Origin of the sequence: Cloacibacillus porcorum, assembly GCF_001701045.1 — a bacterium.
In the GTDB taxonomy this organism is placed as follows: Bacteria; Synergistota; Synergistia; order Synergistales; family Synergistaceae; genus Cloacibacillus; species Cloacibacillus porcorum.
This window is the reverse complement of the sequence record NZ_CP016757.1, coordinates 2,870,935-2,891,563: the sequence shown is the minus strand read 5'-3', so window position 1 is coordinate 2,891,563 and position 20,629 is coordinate 2,870,935. Positions and strand designations below refer to the sequence as shown.

General features: G+C 54.3%; 22 protein-coding genes. 8 read left to right on the top strand and 14 right to left on the bottom strand.

The genetic code is table 11. The features are described 5' to 3' along the window. Positions 1-28: 28 nt before the first annotated feature. On the bottom strand, positions 29-277 hold the full coding sequence (locus BED41_RS13120; protein WP_229712313.1) for a hypothetical protein: 249 nt from the start codon (positions 275-277) through the stop codon (positions 29-31). A 411-nt stretch (positions 278-688) separates the two neighbouring features. Here BED41_RS13120 and BED41_RS13115 point away from each other — a divergent pair, with 411 nt between their 5' ends. The 7 genes from BED41_RS13115 to BED41_RS13085 all read left to right on the top strand — a co-directional run bounded on the left by BED41_RS13115 (position 689) and on the right by BED41_RS13085 (position 7,713). Continuing rightward, a complete protein-coding gene (locus BED41_RS13115) occupies positions 689-1,357 on the top strand; it encodes a GntR family transcriptional regulator (protein WP_084002465.1) in 669 nt (222 codons plus the stop codon). 14 nt (positions 1,358-1,371) lie between these two features. Then, positions 1,372-2,520 (top strand): DegT/DnrJ/EryC1/StrS family aminotransferase, encoded by a 1,149-nt coding sequence (locus tag BED41_RS13110; protein WP_066747200.1) that lies wholly within the window; start codon positions 1,372-1,374, stop codon positions 2,518-2,520. A gap of 53 nt (positions 2,521-2,573) precedes the next feature. Beyond that, on the top strand, positions 2,574-3,263 hold the full coding sequence (locus BED41_RS13105) for a zinc metallopeptidase (RefSeq protein ID WP_066747195.1): 690 nt from the start codon (positions 2,574-2,576) through the stop codon (positions 3,261-3,263). A gap of 297 nt (positions 3,264-3,560) precedes the next feature. Next, positions 3,561-4,880: an RsmB/NOP family class I SAM-dependent RNA methyltransferase gene (locus tag BED41_RS13100; protein WP_066747192.1), complete on the top strand. Its 1,320-nt coding sequence runs from the start codon at positions 3,561-3,563 to the stop codon at positions 4,878-4,880. 15 nt (positions 4,881-4,895) lie between these two features. Then, entirely contained in the window at positions 4,896-6,074 is a 1,179-nt protein-coding gene (locus BED41_RS13095; RefSeq protein WP_066747189.1) for a PASTA domain-containing protein, read from the top strand. After that, entirely contained in the window at positions 6,053-6,754 is a 702-nt protein-coding gene (gene rpe, locus BED41_RS13090) for a ribulose-phosphate 3-epimerase (RefSeq protein ID WP_066747186.1), read from the top strand. The genes BED41_RS13095 and rpe overlap by 22 nt, the downstream gene beginning before the upstream one ends. A gap of 5 nt (positions 6,755-6,759) precedes the next feature. Beyond that, on the top strand, positions 6,760-7,713 hold the full coding sequence (locus BED41_RS13085) for a helix-turn-helix domain-containing protein (protein WP_066747183.1): 954 nt from the start codon (positions 6,760-6,762) through the stop codon (positions 7,711-7,713). A 148-nt stretch (positions 7,714-7,861) separates the two neighbouring features. Here BED41_RS13085 and tnpA read toward each other — a convergent pair whose 3' ends face one another. The 8 genes from tnpA to lysW form a co-directional block, all read right to left on the bottom strand. Then, positions 7,862-8,353 carry an IS200/IS605 family transposase gene (gene tnpA, locus BED41_RS13080; RefSeq protein WP_066747181.1) on the bottom strand — a complete coding sequence of 164 codons (492 nt, stop codon included), beginning with the start codon at positions 8,351-8,353 and terminating at the stop codon, positions 7,862-7,864. A gap of 184 nt (positions 8,354-8,537) precedes the next feature. Further along, positions 8,538-8,891, bottom strand: coding sequence for a hypothetical protein (locus BED41_RS13075; RefSeq protein ID WP_066747178.1), 354 nt, complete (start codon positions 8,889-8,891; stop codon positions 8,538-8,540). A 112-nt stretch (positions 8,892-9,003) separates the two neighbouring features. Then, positions 9,004-10,041, bottom strand: a complete 1,038-nt coding sequence (locus BED41_RS13070) for a M20/M25/M40 family metallo-hydrolase (RefSeq protein ID WP_066747175.1) — start codon at positions 10,039-10,041, stop codon at positions 9,004-9,006. After that, the gene (locus BED41_RS13065) at positions 10,042-11,214 is read right to left on the bottom strand and encodes an aspartate aminotransferase family protein (protein WP_066747167.1); all 1,173 of its coding nucleotides are present in this window, start codon (positions 11,212-11,214) and stop codon (positions 10,042-10,044) included. It lies immediately after the preceding gene. Beyond that, on the bottom strand, positions 11,199-12,008 hold the full coding sequence (locus BED41_RS13060; RefSeq protein ID WP_066747164.1) for an amino acid kinase family protein: 810 nt from the start codon (positions 12,006-12,008) through the stop codon (positions 11,199-11,201). Before BED41_RS13060 ends, BED41_RS13065 begins: the two co-directional genes overlap by 16 nt. Positions 12,009-12,065: 57 nt before the next feature. Next, positions 12,066-13,115 (bottom strand): N-acetyl-gamma-glutamyl-phosphate reductase, encoded by a 1,050-nt coding sequence (gene argC / locus BED41_RS13055; RefSeq protein WP_066747161.1) that lies wholly within the window; start codon positions 13,113-13,115, stop codon positions 12,066-12,068. A 209-nt stretch (positions 13,116-13,324) separates the two neighbouring features. After that, positions 13,325-14,164 carry a RimK family alpha-L-glutamate ligase gene (locus tag BED41_RS13050; protein WP_066747158.1) on the bottom strand — a complete coding sequence of 280 codons (840 nt, stop codon included), beginning with the start codon at positions 14,162-14,164 and terminating at the stop codon, positions 13,325-13,327. Positions 14,165-14,167: 3 nt separating this feature from the next. After that, complete coding sequence (lysW, locus tag BED41_RS13045) at positions 14,168-14,335, bottom strand: lysine biosynthesis protein LysW (RefSeq protein ID WP_066747157.1); 168 nt, start codon at positions 14,333-14,335, stop codon at positions 14,168-14,170. Between the two features lie 535 nt (positions 14,336-14,870). Here lysW and BED41_RS13040 point away from each other — a divergent pair. Further along, positions 14,871-15,539 carry a GntR family transcriptional regulator gene (locus tag BED41_RS13040; RefSeq protein ID WP_066747155.1) on the top strand — a complete coding sequence of 223 codons (669 nt, stop codon included), beginning with the start codon at positions 14,871-14,873 and terminating at the stop codon, positions 15,537-15,539. Positions 15,540-15,593: 54 nt separating this feature from the next. Here the strand turns inward: BED41_RS13040 and BED41_RS13035 are convergent, their stop codons facing one another. The 5 genes from BED41_RS13035 to BED41_RS13015 form a co-directional block, all read right to left on the bottom strand. Beyond that, positions 15,594-16,154 (bottom strand): cucumopine synthase-related protein, encoded by a 561-nt coding sequence (locus BED41_RS13035; RefSeq protein ID WP_066747152.1) that lies wholly within the window; start codon positions 16,152-16,154, stop codon positions 15,594-15,596. 1 nt (position 16,155) lies between these two features. Continuing rightward, on the bottom strand, positions 16,156-16,620 hold the full coding sequence (locus BED41_RS13030) for a hypothetical protein (protein WP_066747149.1): 465 nt from the start codon (positions 16,618-16,620) through the stop codon (positions 16,156-16,158). 24 nt (positions 16,621-16,644) lie between these two features. Then, positions 16,645-18,162 carry an SLC13 family permease gene (locus BED41_RS13025; RefSeq protein ID WP_066747146.1) on the bottom strand — a complete coding sequence of 506 codons (1,518 nt, stop codon included), beginning with the start codon at positions 18,160-18,162 and terminating at the stop codon, positions 16,645-16,647. 468 nt (positions 18,163-18,630) lie between these two features. Then, positions 18,631-18,909, bottom strand: a complete 279-nt coding sequence (locus BED41_RS13020; RefSeq protein ID WP_066747143.1) for an Lrp/AsnC family transcriptional regulator — start codon at positions 18,907-18,909, stop codon at positions 18,631-18,633. A gap of 99 nt (positions 18,910-19,008) precedes the next feature. Then, entirely contained in the window at positions 19,009-20,493 is a 1,485-nt protein-coding gene (locus tag BED41_RS13015; RefSeq protein WP_066747140.1) for a monomeric [FeFe] hydrogenase, read from the bottom strand. Positions 20,494-20,629: the final 136 nt, after the last annotated feature.

Sequence of the window (20,629 nt, the reverse complement as noted above, 5' to 3'; positions counted from 1 at the left end):
TTTGTTTTCAAATTGTGGGACTGGCAAGTTATAAGTCTTCCTCGTGGTCTCCTTCACGCGCCTCCTCCATACGCCGGTTTTCAGCCTCGATCTCCGCCAGATAGAGACGCCAGATCTTCAGCGCTAGATAGGCGCAGAACGTGCCGCCGATGAGCCCCGCGGCGATCGGCAGCGGCTTCGGTACACCCATCGCATAGCTCCCGAGGCCCCCGAGTGCGTAGCCGTAGGCGATTATTGTGGAGAATGATAAAAACAATACTATCAGTCGTTTACTCATGGGGCTATTCTACTTCTTTTTCAGTTATTGTGGCAACATAAAGGCCGATTTTGCTGCTTGTATGTCGGGCAGATGCGCAGATCCGCCGCCCTGGTTTTGCCCCTGGCCCCAGATATTGGCTCGGGGGCCGGTGCGGCAAAACTAAATCGGCGTTTTTTGATCTGCGCTAACCGGCGGACAGCTCTATAAGCTGTTTTTGCTTGGTGGTTTCGGTGCCGACTTACAGCGGGGATATGTTGCGGATACGGGATTTTATGCTAAGATTAGTTGTTCTTGTACTACACAGCGAGAGTCAACGGCTCTTGCGTGCATTCTCCGCGCCCGCCGCGGAGGCTGAAAATTTTATACGGGGCAATTTAAAGGAAGAGTTTATCGCAGCAGGGCAACATCAAGTAGGGGGATTATTTTGTAATGATGCAGCGTTCCAGGATATATAACACATCTTCGGATTTTGTCTATCTCGATCTGCGCGGCAAGATCGTCAGCAAGGAGCTGAAGCCGGCGCAGAGACTGCTCGAGGTAAAGATTGCGACAGAGATGGGAGTGAGCAGGACTCCCGTGCGCGAGGCGCTGCGGCGTCTTGCCAACGAGGGGCTGGTCAAGATCGTCCCCAACAGCGGCGCGAGAGTGGCGGCCCCGACGGTGAACGAGATGGAAAACGCCTATAATGTGCGCGAATATCTTGAAAGCCTCAGCGTGGAGCTCGCCTGCCGCAACGGCATGGACCGCCGTGTGCTTGAACGGCTGGAAGAGGTGCTGCGCTCCGAGGAGAGCGCCTTTGAAAATAAGGATCTCGACGCCTTTCTTGAGGCAAATAACACCTTCCACCGCCTCATCGCGGAGTCGGGAAAGAACAATGTGCTCTGTGAGTATATCGACAACATCATGCTTCGTACCAACGTCTATATCTTCTTCTACGACCAGTTTGACGAGAAGGATAACTACTCTTCGCAGGAACACCGGGCGATCCTTCGCGCGATAGCCCAGCGCGACAAGGAGAGGGCGCAGGAGCATATGAGGGAGCATCTGCACCATTCGCATCGGGCGCTTGAAGTGCCCGATTCAAGAAAAAAAGATTGAACGGAGGTAATATCATGACAGAAAATACAAAGATACCGTCTTTTGACCTGACAAGGAACTATGCGCGTGTAAAAGAGGAGGTAAATGTCGCCGTCCTCCGGGTGCTCGATACTCAGCACTTCATACTCGGCCCCGAGGTGGAGGCCCTTGAAAAAGAGATCGCCGCCTACCTGGAGGTGAAGAACGCCGTCGGCTGCGCCTCCGGCACCGACGCCCTCGTGCTCGCGCTGATGGCGCTCGACCTGAAGCCGGGCGACGAGGTGATAACGACTCCCTTCACCTTCTTCGCCACCGTAAGCTGCATTACGCGCAACGGCGCGACGCCGGTATTCGCCGATGTCGACCCCGTTACCTACAATATAAAGAGCGAAGATATTCTTGCAAAGATCACCCCGCGGACGAGGGCGGTGCTTCCCGTTCACCTCTTTGGGCAGATGTGTCCTCTAGAGGAGATAAAAGACGAACTGAAAAGCCGCGGTATAGCGCTCATCGAGGACTGTGCGCAGGCCATCGGCGCCCACAGGATGATTGACGGCCGCGTAGCGCGCAGCGGCTCCGTCGGCGATATGGGCTGCTTCTCCTTCTTCCCGACGAAAAACCTCGGCTGCTACGGAGACGGCGGTATGGTCTCCATAGCCGATAATCCAGAGTTTGCGCAGCGCGTAAAGAACCTTCGCGTTCACGGCGCGGGCAAGACCTATTTTCATGAAGAGGTCGGCATCAACAGCCGCCTCGACGCGCTGCAGGCGGCTATCCTCCGTGTGCGTCTGCGCCACCTTGAGGGCTGGAACGAGGAACGCCGCATCGTCGCCGAACGTTACATGACGCTCTTCGCCGAGAAGGGACTGCTGGAGCTTATCACACCGCCGGCGGAGCTTGCTGGAGGACGCCATGTCTACCATCAGTATGTCATTCGCGCGCAGAGGCGCGACGAGCTTCAGAAGTTCCTCGACGAGCGCGGCGTAACTTCTCGCGTCTATTATCCGCTGCCGCTCCATCTGCAGCACTGCTTCTCATATCTCGGCTACGCCAAAGGCGATTTCCCCGTGTCGGAGATGCTTGCCGACGAAGTGCTCGCGCTGCCGATGTTCCCCGAGCTGCTGCCCGAGGAGCAGGAGCGCGTCGTCAATGAAATTGCTGATTTTTACGGCGTCGGCAAATAAAATTGACCAAATTAGACTATAATATATAGAAACCAGATTAGGAGGTGCCACGGATGTTCTATCCGTTTTTCGACCCGACGATCATCGTGCTGATTCCGGCCCTGATATTCTCGATGTGGGCCCAGTTCAAGGTCAAGGGCGCTTTTGCGAAATACAGTGAAGTCCGCGCCATGAGCGGAGTCTCGGCGGAGCAGGTCTCGCGTATGCTGCTTGACCGCCGCGGACTGACGAACGTCAAGATTGAGCGCGTACCCGGCGAGCTGACGGACCACTACGATCCCCGCTCGAAGGTCCTGCGCCTTTCTGACAGCGTAAATTCCAGCCGCAGCATCGCGGCTATCGGCGTCGCCGCCCATGAGGTCGGCCACGCGATACAGGACAAGGAGGGCTACGGCTTTCTGAAGTTCCGCAACGCGATCGCACCTGGCGTGCAGCTCTGCTCGACGCTCTCGATGCCGCTGTTCTTTATCGGGCTGATTTTTGGCTCGCTGAATCTGCTCAACGTCGGCATCCTGCTCTTCTGCGGCGTGCTCGTCTTTCACCTCGTGACCCTGCCGCTTGAGTTTGATGCGAGCGCGAGGGCTCTGAAGCTGCTGAGCGAGACGAACACCCTTTCGGGGAGCGAGCTCGGCGGCGCTAAGTCCGTGCTCGACGCGGCGGCGCTGACCTACGTGGCGGCGCTGGTGATGACAGTGCTGCAGCTTGTGCGTCTGCTTGCGCTGCGCAATATGCGCCGCGATTAAAAGCCTTCGCGCGGCGTATTTTTTAGGCTGAGCAGCGATGAAAATAACATCCTCTTTTTCCTCTCACCGATACCAGGCCGGCCCTTCACGGATTTGCCGCGGCTGTTTTGCCTGCGTCGTGGGCGCGAAAATCGCAGGAAAGTAAAATTAGAACTGCTCCCCGTACGGGGAGCAGTTGCCTTGTGGCCGCTGGCGGCCATGCCGCCTGAATTTTTATCTTTTTCGTATAGTATAATAGAGGTTGTTGAGAAAAGATGTTACGCGACATCCTTTCTCTCGTGATAAGGGGTTGATTATATGAGGGGATTAGAGGCCGCTCTTACAATATATGGAGAGGTGCAGAATGGGGCGTTTGCCTCAGAGGCGCTGAGGAAGGTGTATAACAACATCGCGCCAGCGGACCGCAAACTTGCCGCGACGCTTGTCTATTGCACGCTGCGGCGGCAGAGCCTGTGGAAGACAGTGCTGCTCAAATACTGCAAGCGCAATCCGCGCGAACTGCCGCCGCTCACGATGAACGCGCTGATGATCGGTATCGCGGGTATCGTGGAGCTTAAGCATTTCGCGCTGCCGGTCCTGATAAACGGACTGGTGCAGGCGATAAAAAACAGCGGCGAGACGAGGGATATCGGACTTGTCAACGCTGTGCTCCACACGGTCGCCGACGAATCGCAGAAGTTTATCGAAGGCCTTAAAAAGAGCAGCGCTCTGAGGGATCAGGCCCTTTACTGGGGCGTACCCGGCTGGGCCGCCGCCTTGTGGTCGAAAGAGCTTTCGATTCCCGAGGCGAAGAGGCTTGTGCGCGCGAGCGGCATGAAGACCTATCTCTCCCTGCGCCTTTCGCGTGGGGTGGACCGCAGCCAATATATCGAGGAATACAACGCCTCCGGGCGCAAAGGGTGGGCGTCGCCATTTCTGGAATTTTCCGTCCGTACGGCGGCTAACCCTTACCCGGTCGATCTTCCTGGTTTTGGCGAGGGGCGGATCATGCCGCAGAGCGAATCGTCGATGCTCGTTCCAGAACTGATCGCCAAACGCTGGAAGGGCGGCCGGATACTTGATATGTGCTGCGGACGCGGTGTTAAGACTGGACAGCTCGCGGATATTCTTCCCGAGGCGCATATAGAGGCCTGGGATATTTCTGAGGGCAAGATAAAGTCCGCCAGGTTTGAGATGATGCGTATGCATACCGAGGACAGGGTGACATTCAAAACGGGTGACTCTCTCTCCCTCGTTCCCGACGAGGCGCCGTCGGCGATACTGCTTGACGCCCCCTGCACCGGAAGCGGCACCTGGGGCCGTCACCCCGAGAGCAAATGGCGCTGTTCACCAGAGCAGGTGCAGCAGAACAGCGTTCTGCAAAAGCAATTGCTGGAACGCGCCGTATCCCTGGCTGCGCCCGGCGGGATCATAGTCTACAGCACATGCAGCCTCTTCCGTGACGAGAACGAAAAGGTCATCGCCGACGTCATGGCCCGCCATCCGGAGCTTATCGAGCTGCCAGCCGAGCGTACGGCTAAATTCATGGTAAAGGGCAAGCCTTACGGAACGACGGTCATGCCGTCGCTGCCGTGGGTCGATGGATTCTATATGACGCTTCTTGCGAAGAGGAAATAAACGGAGGTTGGTTCAATGGGCAGAATTCACCGTTGGGGAATGATACTCGCTTTTCTTGTGATAATAGGCTGCGCATATATCGGAATAAAGATGGTCTTCATTGAGGATAAGGATTCCGAGGTGCCGTCCGTCACAGGAATGCAGCTCGTCGACGCCGTTGACGCGCTGCAGGAGAGGGGGCTGCTGGCTAAGGTGGACAAGGTCGATTCCCCGATGCCGGCGGATACCGTTGTCTCACAAAACCTCTCCGCCGGAGAAAAGGTCTCCAAGGGGAAGGTCGTCCTTCTGCGAGTGAGCAAGGGGGGCGCGATACAGCCGATCCCCGACGTCCGCGGGCTTAAGTTCGAGGAGGGCGTCAAAAAACTCAGCGAAGCAGGATTTAAGGTCGATAAGATAACGCGGGTCACGGATAGGCTGAAACCCTCGGGCACGATCATCGCGCAGAATCCCGCCTCTCCTCAGCAGGTAGCGGCCAACTGTATGGTAAGCCTGCTCGTCAGCAGCGGCACAAGCGGCGAGAGTTCATTTGTGACGATGCCGGACCTTCGCGGGCAGGATCAGGAGTCGGCTATCGCGATGATAGAGCAGCTTGGACTGCGTCTGGGACAAACGGCGGACGCGCCCTCAACCTCGATGCCGATCGGCAGCGTACTTTCGTCGCGTCCGAAGGGTGGGGCAAAGGTCCCCGCCGGTTCGCTGGTGAATCTTACCTTTGCGAGAGAGCCGCTGGCCTCGGAGGCAGCCCCCGACGTTCCGCCCTCTAACGATCAGGATAAAGAACGTGCCGAGGCGGTGCGGAAGGTCGTGATAAAAGAGGCCGCGCCGACGACGATACCTTCCAAGATTCCGGCCACCGAAGAACCTGTGATAAAAAAGACCGAACCCGCGAAGACGGAGCCTGTAAAGACCGAGACTCCTAAAGCGGAGACGCCGGCCCCTGCGCCGACGCCGAAACCAGCCCCCGCGGAGCCAGCCGCGCCGACTAAGAACGCAAAGGTGCGCTATCAGGTGCCGCCGCTCACCAAGCCGCTGTCCCTGAAGATAGAGATGACAGACGATTCTGGCACAAGGGTGCTGAAGGACGGCATGGCTAACAGTGGAGAATACATCTCAATGAACGTTCCCTATACGGGCGAGGCGCGCATAACGATTTTCCTTGGAGGAGATTTTGTATGGCAGGACCGTTACAACTAAAAGAGCTGAAAAATGGCAGGGAGATCATCATCGCCCCCTCTCTGCTGTCCGCTGATATCCTCAATATGGAGCGTCACATCGGAGAGCTTAAGGGCGAAGCCGATTGGCTCCATGTAGATATCATGGACGGGCACTTTGTCCCGAACCTCTCTTATGGACCGGCGCTCGTCAGCGCGCTGCGCAAAAGGTATCCGCAGGTGTTTCTTGACGTACATATTATGGTCGAGCCGGCGGAGGATTTCCTTGATATGTTTCTCTCCGCGGGAGCGACTCTGCTGACGGTCCATCTGGAGGCCGCGAAACATATCCACCGCGTGCTGCAGAAGATAAAGGACTCCGGCGTGATGGCTGGCGTCTCGATAAATCCGGGTACCGCGGCGGAGCCGCTTTTGCCGGTGCTTCATATGGCGGACCTCGTCCTTGTGATGTCCGTCAATCCCGGCTACGGGGGGCAGTCTTTTATCGCGGAGACGATTGATAAGGTCCGCTGGCTGTCCAAAGTGCGCAGCGAGCGTGGATGGGGATATCTGATCGAAATGGATGGAGGAGTAGGGCCGAAGAACGTCGCGGAGATAGCGGCGGCGGGCTGCGACGCCGTGGTCGCGGGCAGCGCGGTCTTTGGACAGCCTGAACCTTCGGAGGTAATAAAGGAGATGCGCAGATCGGTACAAAGGGGGTAAGCTGCATGGCACCAGGAGCAAATTCCTCGCAAAATGAAGACGAAAACAAGAAGGCGACAGAGGTATCGGCGGAGCTGGGGCGAAAACTCCGGGAGCTGCGCGAGGCGCAGAAACTGACGCTTGACGATGCCTGGAACGCTACGAAGATACAGAAAAAACATCTGGCGGCGATAGAGGAGGGGCAGCTCGACAGGCTTCCCAAAGGCCCGTTCTGCCGCAGTTTCCTGAGGCAGTACTGCGAGTATCTCAACGCGGGAGACCTCTGGGAGCGGTACGACCGCCTGACGAAAAAAGAAAACGAGGCCCTGAGCGCCTACCGGCAGGATGACGCGGAGGCCAGTTACACCAGCAACCCGAAGGTATTCCGGCACAGGTCGCACATTTGGGTCTATATTATCGTGATCCTTTCGCTCGGCGCAGCGGCCTGGATAACCTGGCAGTACCGGGGTGAGATCACAAACGAGGCGACGACGCCGCTTGAGGGCGGCACCGCCGCGATGGTGGATCAAAAGGAGACACAGCCGGAGGCGGCAAGCGCCGACGTTTCCGTCCAGAGCCAGCCGCAGCCGGGGCCTGCCTCGGTCGATCTTGGCTGGATGGACGGCAAGGCTCCGGCTGCTGCTAAGCCGGCGATCTCACCGGATCAAATACCGTCCGCTACCGCGGTACCAGCACCGGCGGTTCAGGCAGCTGCCGCGCCGCTGATTAAGGTGAGCGCGAAGGGCGTTATCTGGATAAAGTTCAGCATCGGAAAAGATGTTCTTTTCGAAGGGCTGCTTAAGCCGGGCGAGACGCGCGAATACGGGCCGCGTATCGACGCGCCGCTGCGCGTAAGGTACGGGAATCCGGTAAAGACCGCCGTCTCATGGTTCGGCGCGGCCGAGGCGCTCGTAGGGGCCGATGCGAAGCCTGTCACAAGATACTACTGGTACGACGGAAAGGTCACGGACAAAGACTAAATTTTTTTCGCTTGTATATATTCCGGGATATCGCGGTAATCAGGACCACCGGCATAGCCGGTGGTATGTCCAGGCCCTATAAGGGCCTATTTCCAGCAGCTCTAAACGAGCATGAAGTCCGCCAACCGCACACTTTCCCGGGCAGCCCCTAAAGGGGCTTCCTGGGATTTCTCTTGCCTGCTTCTACCGGTTTACCCGTAAACGGGTCCGTTGGCTCAAATAGTGTCAATTGATCCGATTGGTAATCTTCGCGAAGTTGATTCCTTATATACTCTGCTATTTTCTTCTGGTTGCGGCCTACAGTATCTACATAGTAGCCTCTACACCAGAAATGCCTGTTGCCATACTTATATTTCATGTGCGCAAACTTATCAAATATCATAAGCGAACTCTTCCCTTTCAGATATCCCATAATTTGAGAGACGCTATATTTCGGTGGTATGGAAATCAACATATGGATATGGTCTGAGCAGAGTTCAGCCTCAATGATTTCTATCTCTTTTCTTTCACAAAGGCTTCTTAAGATTTTACCAACTTCGCTTTTTATCTTACCGTATATAAGCTGTCGTCTGAATTTTGGTGCGAATACTATATGATATTTGCAATTCCATTTTGTATGTGCTAATGTCTCACTGTCCATATTGGACCTCCTCTGTACGTTATTTAAGATGGTTGACGGACCTTCTTAATCTTACGGCAGAGGAGATTATGAGCATAGCTATAAGCTAAATGAACCCCCGGCATAGCCGGGGGATTTCAAGAAACATAAAAAAGAGGAGGCGCGTAAGCCTCCTCTTGCTCTTCACTATTGCGGCAACAATTTCTTACTGGACCGTTATCGTCTTTTCCGCTGTTCCCATAATATTGCAGGTAAGCTCGACCGTTAGCTGTGTTCCCGGTTTTACACCACTGAGCGGTATGGTGTCGGAAAAGCCTTCGTTGGATTGCTGTTCCGTGTATTTTTTCATCTGCAGCTGTTTGCTGCCCTCTTTTACGACAAGCGTCATGACGTAGTGCTTCGTCCTGTCATTTACCTGATGCGCCGCTGTAACGGTCAGCGTTCCGTTGTCTTTATTCCAGACGGCGTTGACGTCCGTCGGCGGATGGGCGAAAGCGGCGCCGGCCGTCATAACCGTCAGTGCGGCAAAAAGCGCGGCAAATCCTCTTCTAAGTCTCATTCAAAACGCCCCCTTCATCTTATCCTGTAGCCTCTATTATACAGCATAATTGTGGGGAAACTGTGATGGGGAAATACCGTATTCGCAATCTCTGCCAAGAGATAAGCGCCGCTTACGCTATTGCCGCCATTATTTTCGGCAGAGCACCCTTCACGACCTCGACGCCGCGCAGGAACTCCTTTATCTCGATCTGCTCATTAGAGCTGTGGTCATATTTTGAGTCTCCGGGGCCGAAGGCTCCCATCGGGCAGCCCCAGGTGGAGAGCACGTTGAAGTCACAGGTGCCCTGCTTCGCAAGCACGCGCGGCGGCTCGCCAGTGACGTCGCGTATTGCCGTACGGAAGGCGCGGATGACGGGGTCCGACTTATGCACCTCATGCGGCGGCACATATTCGATCACCTTCAGGCCGACGCCGAAGGCGGCCGCCGTCTCGCGGAGCCGCAGCTCCAGCTCGTCCTGCTGCGCGCCGATGGGGGTGCGCAGGTCCATCGTGATAGAGGCTGAACGTTTCCCCGCCTCGTGTCCCTCCATCTCCATGATCGCTATTGAATAACCCTTGCCCATGTTCTCCGTTATCTGCATCATCGAGGCGGCGGCAAGCACGGTATCCGACATCGGTCCGGGGCTGCCGGAGCGGTGCGCGCCGCTGTCCTCCGCAACAAAAGAGAAGAGGATGCGCCCGCGGTATGAGAGGGCGACACCGTTGCTGCCCGTCGGTTCGCCGACGACGAGGGCCGCCGGCTCGTGAAGCGGCATACGGAAACGGGCGCCGCGCGAATCGATCTCCTCGCCGACGGCGGCGACAAACGTGATGCGCCAGTCTTCCGGCACTTCGACTGCGCCGCCGCCTACCGCGAGGGCGCAGCAGGGACTCTTCGCGTCGACTGAACCACGCCCCTCGATCCTCTCTTCGTTGACGAAGAGCTTGGGGCCGCCGGGGACGGTGTCGATATGGCTGAGCAGCACGAGCTCCTTATCGCCGTTTCCTCGCGTGGCGATCACCGAACCGGCGCCGTCGAGGTGCGAGGTCTCCCAGCCGAAGCGCGGCAGGCGGTCGGCGAGCATCCGCGCCGCGTCCTCCTCGTGGCCGGTCGGGCTTGGTACGGCGACGATATCCACGAGAAGTCCGACTGATTCCGGCAGGCGCATCTATCTGCCCTCCGGCTGTGTGCGTCCGGCGCCGCGCTGTGCCTGGATGCCGTTCATCGTCTTTTCAAAGATGTCTATTGCTTCGCGCGCCGTCTCCTCCGTGACCGCGAAGGAGGGAAGGAAACGTACGACACGCGGTCCCGCGGCGAGCGAGAGCAGGCCGTTTTCCTGCAGCGCCTTAACGATATCCTGAGAGGGGATATCAGTCTCGACGCCGATCAGCAGCCCTGCGCCGCGTACGTCGCTGACGAGGGGGATATTTCTCCGCAGGATCTCCTCTCGGATGAAAGCGCCGACCTTCGCGGCGTGGGCGCAGAGATTATTTTCCTTTATGTATTTCAGCGCCGCGAGCGAGACGCGCGCGGTCAGTTCGTTGCCGCCGTATGTCGAGCCGTGGGAATGCGGCGGGAAATCTCCAAGCTCGCCGCGCCAGATCACGGCTCCCGCCGGCATGCCGCCAGCGAGCCCCTTGGCGAGGCAGATAATATCGGGGGCGAGCCCCCTCGCCGGAGAGGCGAAAAATGAGCCGCAGCGGCCGAGTCCGCTCTGCACCTCGTCGGCGATCAGCAGTACGCCATGCGCGTGGCAGCTTTCGGTGATGGCGCGCCCCACCTCCTCCGGAATGGGATAGACGCCGCCCTCTCCCTGAACCGGCTCTATGAATACCGCGAGCGTCTCGTTGCTGATCTTCGCGGGAATATCCTCCGGAGCGTAATGCTTCGCCGCAGGGATCAGTGAGGCGAAGGGGGCGCGGTACTTCGGGTTGAAGGTGAGGCCGAGCGCGCCGCAGCTCCTGCCGTGGAAACCCCGGCGGCAGGCTATGATCTCATGGCGTTTGCCGCCAAGCGCCGCCGCGAGTTTGAGCGCCCCCTCGATCGCCTCGGTGCCGCTGTTGCATAAAAATACCATACCGTCGCCTAGCTCACCGCCGAGGATGGCGGCCAGCTCCTCGCGTACCGGCGATTCGTATCCAGCGCCGCAGCTCCAGACGCCGCGGGACGCCTCGCTCAGCGCCTCCATCAGCACCGGATTGGCGTGGCCGAAGAGCGCCGCCCCGTGTCCGTTGAAAAAGTCGATGTAGCGGCGGCCGCCGCCGTCCCATACATAGGCGCCTTCGCCGTATGTGAGCGCGATGCCGCGCCCGCCGTAGAGCCTGCTTAACGTACCAGCCATGTCGAATGTCCCTCCATCGCGTTTGCCAAGGGATTGGCCACGCGGCCGTCCGCGAGGTAAACGTTAGGTATCGAGAGCTCCAGAGCCTCTTTACAGGCGACGACCTTACGCTTCATGTTGCCCTGCGCGTAGTGTTCGATGATATCCCAATCCGCGAGTCTGCCCTTTGCGATGAGCGACTGCGGGTCGTCGATATCCTTCATGAGCCCGGGGACGTTCGATAGAATGATGAGAAAATCGGCCTTTACCGCGCCCGCGATCTGTGCCGCGAGACGGTCGCCGTCGATATTCAGCGAAATACCAAGCTCCGAGTCGAGCGCGAGCGGGGGAACGACCGGCACGAAGCCGCCCTCAAGTGCTTCAAGCAGCGGCGATGGCTCTATCTTCGTCACCGTGCCGCTGTAGTTGCCGCGCAGAATCCTCATGCGGCCGTTCACGCTCTCACGCAGGAAATCCTTGCGTTTCGCGGTGGCGTAGGGCGCGTTCTCGGGGTCCTCCTGAACGGCCTTTACGCCGCGCTCTGCGAGCATCTCCATAATACGCGCGCCGTAAGAGAGGGCGGCTTCGCGGAAGAGCTCGCGCTCCTTTTCTCCGACAAAGCGGCTGCGATAGCCCGAGGGGCTGGTCACCATGCGTATTTCGAGCCCGCGTGCGGCGCAGAGGTCGTTCATTACTCCGCTTGCGCCGTGTACGACGATCCAGCGCTCTCCGGCGCGGCTCCTCGCCGCGATCTCATCTATGAGCGGCTCGAGCCTGTTTCCCGACGCGCCGCCGATTTTTACAACTCCGATCATAACTGTATACTTCCTTCCCTTAAAAACAATGATTCCGCCGGTTAGATGCGTCAGCCGCTAAGCGGGATAGACGGGCATCATATCGAGCCCCTCCGTCTCCGGAAGGCCGAACATAAGGTTTGCGCACTGCACCGCCGAGCCTGCCGCGCCCTTCATGAGATTGTCGATTGCCGAGGCGGCGATCATCCGGCGTCCGTCCTCCGCGAGCATGAAGCCCGTCAGCACGCGGTTGCTGCCGATGACGAAACGGGGATCGGGGATACGGAAATGCGCCGGTTTCGCGGGGGTGAAGGAGACAAAAGGCTCGCCGTTCCAGGCTGCGCGGTAGAGCTTCCATATCTCGGCCTCACGCACCTGGCGGTTCAGCGTCACATGGGCGAGGCACTGAATGCCGCGCACCAGCTCGACGGCGGTGACGCCCATCGTGAAGGAGCTCTGTTCCATCGAAAGCTCCTGCACAACCTCCGCCATATGACGGTGAACGAAGGGATTTACCACTCGCAGAACGCGGCTGCGCATCGAGTGCGCCGAGCCCTCGTCGGCGTTGGCTCCCGCCTCGGAGGAGCCAACGCGGCACTCGATACGCGCCTCCTCGATCAGCCCCGCCCTTGCTAGCGGCAGCAACGCCGTGATCGCCGAGGTCGCGTTGCAGCCGACGCCGGAGATCAGGCGCGCGGAGGCCATCTCGCCCCGATGCAGTTCCGGCAGGCCGTAGACGGCCTCCGACAGGAGCTGCGGCGCAGGATGATCCACGCCGTACCAGTTTTTATACGCCTCCGCGCTGTGCAGGCGGAAATCCGCCGAAAGATCGATTACGCGCTCTCCCGCCTCAAGGCGGCGCACTGCCTCCTGTGCCGAGGCGCGGTGAGGCAGCGCAAGAAAAGCCGCGGCGGCGGATAATGAATTTGCCTCCTCCGGTGAAATAAAGGTAAGATCGTTATATACATGGCGCAGGTGGGGGTGCGCCGCGCCGACCGAAATACCGGCCTTTGAGCGGGATACCGCCCCTACGACCTCAAAATGGGGATGGCGGGCGAATATCCGCAGAAGTTCAGCCCCGGCAAAGCCCGTTGCGCCCCATATAGTTACTGGAATCCTCTCTGTCATCTCTGCACACTCCTTAAAATATTATCTTAAGCATGAAAAAGGCCCGCGTCCTTCTGGAGGCGAGCCGTGTCTTTGCTTGGTCAGTCGGCAAACTTAAATCGACGCTGCAAAAATCCACGACCCATAGGGCAACCGCTTTATTCCGCGCTTGCACTTTTCCTCAAACTTTATTATTGATTCGTAAGCCGTGATGCAGTTGGTCATAAAAATTATCCTTTTCTTCTGTTCCAGGTGGCCTCGACCACCGCGCCGGGAATATCTCTGCCCGTGGGGGCTATCGAGTTGCGGAATTCGCCTCCGTCGTTGACCTCGTTGACGAGCCAGCGGCCGTTCGCCTTGAAAAGATCGACCGCGAGGAACTCGCCTCCTATCGCTGCGTGCACCGAGCGAAGGATCTCCGTAGTCTCGTCGTCGAGCGGAAGGTTTGATGCCGAGCCGCCGCGCGCCGTGTTTGTGATCCAGTGTTCGCTCGTACGGGCGATCGCGCAGAGCGGTTCGCCGTTAATGACGAAGGCGCGGACGTCGAAGCTGCCCTTGTCGACAAATTCCTGAATGTAGAAGGTATTATGGATGGCTCCTAGCATCGATTTATGCTCGAATATCGCCTCCGCGCTCTCGCGGTCGTTGATTTTGGCGAGCAGACGACCCCAGCTGCCGCTTACGGGCTTGCAGACAGCCGGATATCCTAGGGATTCCACCGCTTCAAGCGCCCCCTCGGGGGTGAAGGCGACAAGGAATTTCGGCTGAGGGACGCCGGCCTGCGCCAGTACGGCGGAGGTGGTGAGCTTGTTGCCGCAGATTCCCATAACGCGGGAAGAGTTGACCACCGTTATCCCCTGCGTCTCCAGCATCTGGGCTACCCCCTCGTTCTGGTTGTGCGAGACACAGCGCGCAAGCACCACGTCGTCGGGCTGGCAAAATGGATCTTCGCCGAATACGGTGTCGCCGACGTTCTGCAGCTCGCAGGGGATACCGAGGCGCTCCGCCGCCTCTTTAAGCAGCTTCTCCTCCGTGCGGAGCCTTGTGAAGAGAATGCGCAGTGTCGCCATTCTTTATTCGCCCCAGTCTTCCTGTACCTGGGGAGCCTCTTCTACGGTAAGGGGATCAAGCGAGATTACCTCGAGCTCCGTGCCGCAGTCAGGGCAGATAAGAAGCTCGCCCTCGCAGCAGTCCTGGGGAAGGGATACATTTGCTTCGCATACGATACAAGTTGCAGTCATAATAAAAATACCTCCGTTGATTTTTTTTGATATTAATTAATATTATTAAACTTTTTATTATTAAATATTCTAATAATTATATCGTTATGTTCTGTTTTTATCCCCCACTGTCTTACTTAGGTTCACAAAAAACGCGATATTTAACTATTCCGAATGGATAAAATAATAAAAAGTTCATTTATCCTGCAGAGGTATGATACTCCAAACTTTCTATTTGTCAAGAGGGGTGAACGATAAATGTTATTGCTTGTTAATTGCAAAAGTAAAAGCACCCCCAAAGAGAAATGAGTGTCGCGTTAACTTCTGCAAAAAAGATATATCAATTGCAAAAGTAAACATGGCTGTTTAAATGAGAGGTAGGCATCTCTTGGTTTTTACAAGATCATATAATCATATTTTACTTTTATTTTTATATTTAGTTTTACAATTCACCAAAATTTGTTTTTTACAAATGAAGAAATAAACGCATATCTTAATTCATGATATGTTATTATACTAAGTGAATGCCGATAAACACGGGAGGGATACCGTGGCAATGGAATCTGCAGAAGAAAGAGCTTATCGCTCTATAATTAATATGATCGTTTTTCATAAATGTCCTCCAGGATCACCTGTAGTCGAGAAGCAGATAGCCGAAGAACTTAATTTAAGCAGAACTCCAGTTAGGAATGCGCTAAAGAGGCTGGTCTCCGACGGACTGCTTGACAGCAGTAAAAACAGAGGGTGCTTTGTCCCTATGCTCTCAAGGCGTGATCTGGATAACCTTTACAGCTTCCGTATGCTCATTGAATGTGACTGTGCAAAAAAGGCGGCATTACACTGCAACGCTATGGATATAAAACGAATGAAATCCCTTTTGAGGGAAGAAAAGGTCGTATTTAATGAGAGGAAAGAAGAGATATATCTTGTGAATGAAAAGATACATCTGGCGATAGTCACGGCCTCGCAGAACGAATATTTTGTGAAACCTGTGAAGCAGCTGATATGGCGTAGCCAATTGTATCTATTTTTCTTTGACAGCTTTTATATGGGGAATGTTTCGCTGAACAAGGAAAAGTTACCGGACGGTAATTTTAAGAGTTGTGAAGAGCACAGGATACTTTTTGAGGCCATTCAGAGTAAAGACCCTGTATATGCTGAACAGGTAATGGAAGAACACGTTACCGCAACATATGAGCTTTTAGTACAGACGAAGTGGCATTAAAAACCGGAGGCTGTAAAAAAGACCTCCGGTTTTATTTTTATAATTAAAAGGTTTCTAATTCCAAATATTATTGTATTTTTCTAGCTCTTTTACGTGTTCTTTTGTATTTCTTTTCAACGCTAAGCCAAATTCCATGGGGAAAATCATTTGGAACCAGCGATTCATACAGTTTGCGTAATTTTGCCAACTCCATATAAGATCCCAAAATTCATCTTTGGTGTTAATACTGTCAAAGCTGTCTATGATAGCGTCACAAAACTCGCTGAATTTTGGTAGGTTAAGCCACGGTGCGGGGCAGTTTGTTCCTGCACCGGTGGAATCTCCCATGAGATGGCACATATGTTTATTGATATATATCCACATTTTCTTGCAGTGATCTAGAGTGAAGGAATCGTCGCGCAGTGCCTGTTGTATTGCAGGAGCCGCCGTCCACCATCCCATGGCTTGTGTGTCGCTGACAAGGAAAAACAGGTTTCCTAGGTATTGCCCATGTGACCCTGCCCCGCTCGGGAATACACCATTACGGCTCATCCTAACTTCGATTGGCTCTTCCCACCAATTCTTGTCGATTTCAGCCTCAATCATCTCTTTTACATCTACCCAGTTCCTGCTCATCTTAGTATGCCTCTTTTCTGCGGAATATCGTCATCGTGGGTTTATGCTCATATGACTGGGCATCCCAGACATATTTCCCCGCGTTGTAGTATTTACCTAAATCTTCATCTATTACTTGCGCAATGTACGAGCCAGATGTTGACAGCGGTTCCGTAACATGCGCGCCATAACACGTCGTGATTTCATATCCTGAATAAAGAAGCATCCCCGGAACTAGTTCCGAATACAGCCTTTTTACCTTTGCCAGATTAGAAGCCTGGAAACCTATTTTGACAGGATGCTTGGGCGGCCGTGGACGTGCATCAAAAAGGCATCCGGTAGAAAGCGTATGACAATTCATGGTTCTCAGCGGCTCTTCTAGTAAGTCCCAAAAACGTTTGCACATTTCTGGTTCTTCGGCCTCATTCAATGCTGCCGTCACTGTTATACCGGCCTCTGGAAACTCAACTTCGATAAATCTGCTCATCTTCAGTTCCTCCTATTGTTTAAGCTATTTTGCCTCGCATTTTTTACTACATAAAGGATACAATTTGTATCCTAAATTGAATAATAAATACATTAATATAAAGGAGCCAGCGATGACTATTACATTGTGCTCCGTAAAGCTACTTACTACGTATGCTAATGTGGCGACTAATGCGGCTATTAGTGTATATGGGATCTGTGTTCTGACATGATCAAGCGGCTCACATCCACTACCCATTGATGACAATATAGTGGTATCTGATATGGGGGAGCAGTGATCACCAAATAGACCTCCTGCCGCTGCGGCCCCGATTGTAACGAAAAGTGGCGCTCCGCTGCTAATTGCCAGCGGTATGGCAAGTGGTATTAAAATTGCCTGTGTACCGTTAGCTGTGCCTGTAGAGAAACTTATTACCGTACCAAGGATGAATACAAGCGCTGGTACAAGAATAGAATGTATATATGGTACAGTTACACGAGCTAAAAATTTGCCTGTACCCAATACACTACAGATATTTCCCAGTGTAAGTGCCGCAATAAAAATAATGATGATGTATGACATATTTTTCGCGCCTTTTATTGCGCATTCAATAGCTTCCGGCAGCGTCATTATTTTTTTCCAGACAAGCATTGCCATACATCCAAGAGAGCCGATAGTGTACGCAGTGACGAGAGATATCCTGACATTACCGCTTTTAACCTCTCCAGGGAAACCAAAGCTAAGCAGCATGAAAATGATTACAAACAATAGGATGAGTATGGAAACCAAAGCAATAAATGCGGGACTCTCCTTTTTACTATTATTGACCTTTACATGTTCTTCCTCTTTTTTTAGCAGGTATCTTGATTTTCCCTCTATTGCAAGGCGTTCGGCCACGGCCATTGCTCCGAAGTCTTTACGGGAAAGCGCGACAAGTGGCACGAGAAAAACGGCAAGTATTGTGTAGTATTGGTAAGGCAGACACTTAGCATATGATGTCAAAATATCCATTTCAATTCCGTTATCTTTAAGCGAAGCTTCTATTATTCCTCCAATGAGTATCGCCCATGTGGATATGGGAACTAGCATACATACCGGAGACGCGGTGCTATCTACGATGTACGCGAGTTTTTCTCTAGATACCCCAAAACGGTCTGCCAATGGACGAAAGACAGGACCTAATATCAGGCAATTGGCTGAATCAGAAAAGAATAAAATAAGCCCAGTAATCCAGGCGCTAATCTGTACCCTGACTCGGCTTCCTATGAAATGAGAAACTTTTTTTGCAAGTGATTCGATACTTCCTGATTCTTCAATCAAAGCGATGAAAACACCAATTGAAGTTATCAGTACTAAAAGCTCAGCATTCCAAGGGGCGGAAACTTGTTTAAAGATAAAAGTTTGCCAGATTTCTACTAGAGCAACATATAAATTCCCTTTTGCAAAAATTAAAACGCCAACAAAGATGCTTGTAAATAACGATACTACGGTATCTTTAGTTTTGAATGCCAGAAAAATCGCAAGAAGCGGAGGTACGACAGAAATTAATCCATAATCACTCATTATTTACACCTCATTTTCTTTGATTGAAATTAAGATCGCTGTTACTTTCAGATTTAAACTACAACCTCCTTGATATATTATGCAAAATTGTGTACCTAATAAAATACATATAAGTACTCAATTTGTCAAGTGTATTTAAAATTCTATTGGATGCTGGTGTAAGTTTGTTAAAAAGCCAAACCTGCGTTACCTGAAACTGGTTTGTGTGATTAAGAGAAGGATACTTCTAGTGTTTATCGCAGAGGTGCAAACATATTAAGGAACGCTATTAGTTAATAGAACTTGCGGCAGCGTGGGGTTCTTATTGATTAACTTTTGTGGACACCAATCGAAGATTCGGAGAGCTGGAAAAAGGTGTATTTTGCCATAACTAAATCTCACTCCCTAACGGTGGCATTTGGGGTATTGTCTTGATCCAGGTGGCCTCGTCGCCGATGCTCGTCGTTATCTTGCCGTGGCGTGAAAGCATCACGAGCAGCTCCTGTAAAAAGACCAGCGACTGGATATGCACCTCAGGAGAAAGTCGTTGCTGCCGGTTATCGACCAGCTCGATACTATCTCGGGGATATCTTTGATGATCTCGTCGATCACGGGGTCAGGATTGCCGTAGTTCGTCTGAAATGAGAGTATCGCGGAAAAATAATAGCCGACCTTCGCCGGGTCCACCGTGGCGCGGTAGTCGAGGATAATCCCCTCTTCTTCCATGCGTTTGACACGTTCGATGGTGGCGGTAGGCGAGAGGTTCACCTTATCCGCGAGCTGCTTGATATGAAAAAGGTCCGGCTCCTGAAATACTGAGAGCCAGACCCTTGCGTTTTTTATTAGCGGTTATTGACGAAACATTTACTATTCTTTCGCGATCTCAAGCGGCTCGCTCTCTTTTACGAACTTTTCCACGCCCTCTTTGGCCTTCTTGTCGCGCATTGCCACGCCCGCGCCGCTTATGCAGCCGCCGGGACAGGTCATCACCTCGATGAGGTCAAAGGGCGCGCCGTTTTTCGCATAGGCCTTCAGCTGGGCCATCGCCGCTTTGCTGAGGCCGTTTATGCAGGCGGTGCGGACCCCGGCGTCATCCCCGAGCGCGTGTTTGACCGCCGAAGCGACGCCGCCGCTGATCGCGAAGCCGCGCCCCTGGGCGGAGGCGTTCTTTTTAAGCTCCGCCGCCTCGCACTTTGAGGGGGTTATCCCCGCCGCCTCAAAGAGGGCCTCGAGCTCCTCGAAGGTCATCACGTAGTCAACGCAGGAATCCTCCATCGCCTCCTTGCGTTTCGCGACGCAGGGGCCGATAAAGACGTTTATATTACGGGGATTCTTCGTCTTCATCATCTCGGCGGTGAAGTGCATGGGGGTCGGAGTGTCCGATATATGCGGCGTAAGCTCCGGCATATGGCGGCGCGCCGCCTGTATATAGGCGGGGCAGCAGGAGGTCGTCATGAAGGGGCGCTCATGTTCCATGCGCTCGCGCAGCTCCTCCGCCTCGTCGACGGCGGTCTTGTCGGCGCCTAAGGCCACCTCCACAACGTCCGAGAAGCCTAGCTCCCTTATCGCGGTGACGAGCTGTCCGAAGCTCGCCTCAAACTGTCCAGCGATCGCGGGCGCCACCAGCGCGTATATCTGCTTGCGGCTGTCGAGGGCGCGCACGATATCCACGATCTGGCTGCGCTCCAGCACGGCGCCGAAGGGACAGGCGGCGACGCAGCAGCCGCAGCTGATACATTTCGCGTGGTCGATGGAGGCGACGCCGTTTTCGTCCTTCTGTATCGCGTTCGTGGGGCAGCTCTCCTCGCAGGGGACGGCGATTTTGGCGATCGCGTGGTAGGGGCAGACCTCTTTGCAGCGGCCGCAGTTCCTGCATTTCGCTTTGTCTATCCGCGAATGGCCGTCCTCCACGTGGATGGCTCCGAAGGGGCAGACGCTCTCGCATGGGCGCGCGAGGCAGCCCTGGCAGAGCTCCGTGACATAATAGCGGGCGTTGACGCAGCCCTTGCAGGCGATATCTATGATAGTAAGGGCCGGTCCCTCGATCTGATTTCGTTTGAGCGCCCGGTCGGCGTACTCAAGCAGAGAGGTCATCTCGTCGTCGGATTCCACGCTGAAACCCAGTCCGGCGAGGACGCGCAGGCGGACAATCGCGCGCTCTTTATAGACGCAACAGCGGTATCTCGCGGCGGAGCCGGGCGGAATATGCACAAAGGGCAGCCTCTTCACGCTCTGCCGGAAGTCGCTGTCCTGCGCGTAGCTGCCGCCCGGTATCTCTCTGCTGTGCAGATACGCCCCCGCAATGCTCCTTATTACCCAGCGCTTCACATTTATCAGATGATTTAAAAGCATCTCTCCATCTCCCTAACGGTTATGCGAGAGACTATACACTAATTTGCGCCGCTATGACAGTATGTAAATTTTTTCAGAAGATACAAAACAGCGAAAATTTATAGAATTATTAGTTTGTGAACAAAAGTATAATCAA

Bases quoted from the DNA above. Each gene is read 5' to 3' on its own strand.
- BED41_RS13110 (WP_066747200.1), top strand. From the start codon at position 1,372: ATGACAGAAAATACAAAGATACCGTCTTTTGACCTGACAAGGAACTAT.
- BED41_RS13070 (WP_066747175.1), bottom strand. From the start codon at position 10,041: ATGCGCCTGCCGGAATCAGTCGGACTTCTCGTGGATATCGTCGCCGTA.
- rpe (WP_066747186.1), top strand. From the start codon at position 6,053: ATGGCAGGACCGTTACAACTAAAAGAGCTGAAAAATGGCAGGGAGATC.
- BED41_RS13030 (WP_066747149.1), bottom strand. From the start codon at position 16,620: ATGAGCAGATTTATCGAAGTTGAGTTTCCAGAGGCCGGTATAACAGTG.
- BED41_RS13120 (WP_229712313.1), bottom strand. From the start codon at position 277: ATGAGTAAACGACTGATAGTATTGTTTTTATCATTCTCCACAATAATC.
- BED41_RS13040 (WP_066747155.1), top strand. From the start codon at position 14,871: ATGGAATCTGCAGAAGAAAGAGCTTATCGCTCTATAATTAATATGATC.
- BED41_RS13060 (WP_066747164.1), bottom strand. From the start codon at position 12,008: ATGATCGGAGTTGTAAAAATCGGCGGCGCGTCGGGAAACAGGCTCGAG.
- BED41_RS13100 (WP_066747192.1), top strand. From the start codon at position 3,561: ATGAGGGGATTAGAGGCCGCTCTTACAATATATGGAGAGGTGCAGAAT.
- BED41_RS13065 (WP_066747167.1), bottom strand. From the start codon at position 11,214: ATGGCTGGTACGTTAAGCAGGCTCTACGGCGGGCGCGGCATCGCGCTC.
- BED41_RS13035 (WP_066747152.1), bottom strand. From the start codon at position 16,154: ATGAGCAGGAACTGGGTAGATGTAAAAGAGATGATTGAGGCTGAAATC.
- BED41_RS13025 (WP_066747146.1), bottom strand. From the start codon at position 18,162: ATGAGTGATTATGGATTAATTTCTGTCGTACCTCCGCTTCTTGCGATT.
- BED41_RS13115 (WP_084002465.1), top strand. From the start codon at position 689: ATGATGCAGCGTTCCAGGATATATAACACATCTTCGGATTTTGTCTAT.
- BED41_RS13105 (WP_066747195.1), top strand. From the start codon at position 2,574: ATGTTCTATCCGTTTTTCGACCCGACGATCATCGTGCTGATTCCGGCC.
- BED41_RS13075 (WP_066747178.1), bottom strand. From the start codon at position 8,891: ATGAGACTTAGAAGAGGATTTGCCGCGCTTTTTGCCGCACTGACGGTT.
- lysW (WP_066747157.1), bottom strand. From the start codon at position 14,335: ATGACTGCAACTTGTATCGTATGCGAAGCAAATGTATCCCTTCCCCAG.
- BED41_RS13050 (WP_066747158.1), bottom strand. From the start codon at position 14,164: ATGGCGACACTGCGCATTCTCTTCACAAGGCTCCGCACGGAGGAGAAG.
- BED41_RS13095 (WP_066747189.1), top strand. From the start codon at position 4,896: ATGGGCAGAATTCACCGTTGGGGAATGATACTCGCTTTTCTTGTGATA.
- BED41_RS13085 (WP_066747183.1), top strand. From the start codon at position 6,760: ATGGCACCAGGAGCAAATTCCTCGCAAAATGAAGACGAAAACAAGAAG.
- BED41_RS13015 (WP_066747140.1), bottom strand. From the start codon at position 20,493: ATGCTTTTAAATCATCTGATAAATGTGAAGCGCTGGGTAATAAGGAGC.
- argC (WP_066747161.1), bottom strand. From the start codon at position 13,115: ATGACAGAGAGGATTCCAGTAACTATATGGGGCGCAACGGGCTTTGCC.
- tnpA (WP_066747181.1), bottom strand. From the start codon at position 8,353: ATGGACAGTGAGACATTAGCACATACAAAATGGAATTGCAAATATCAT.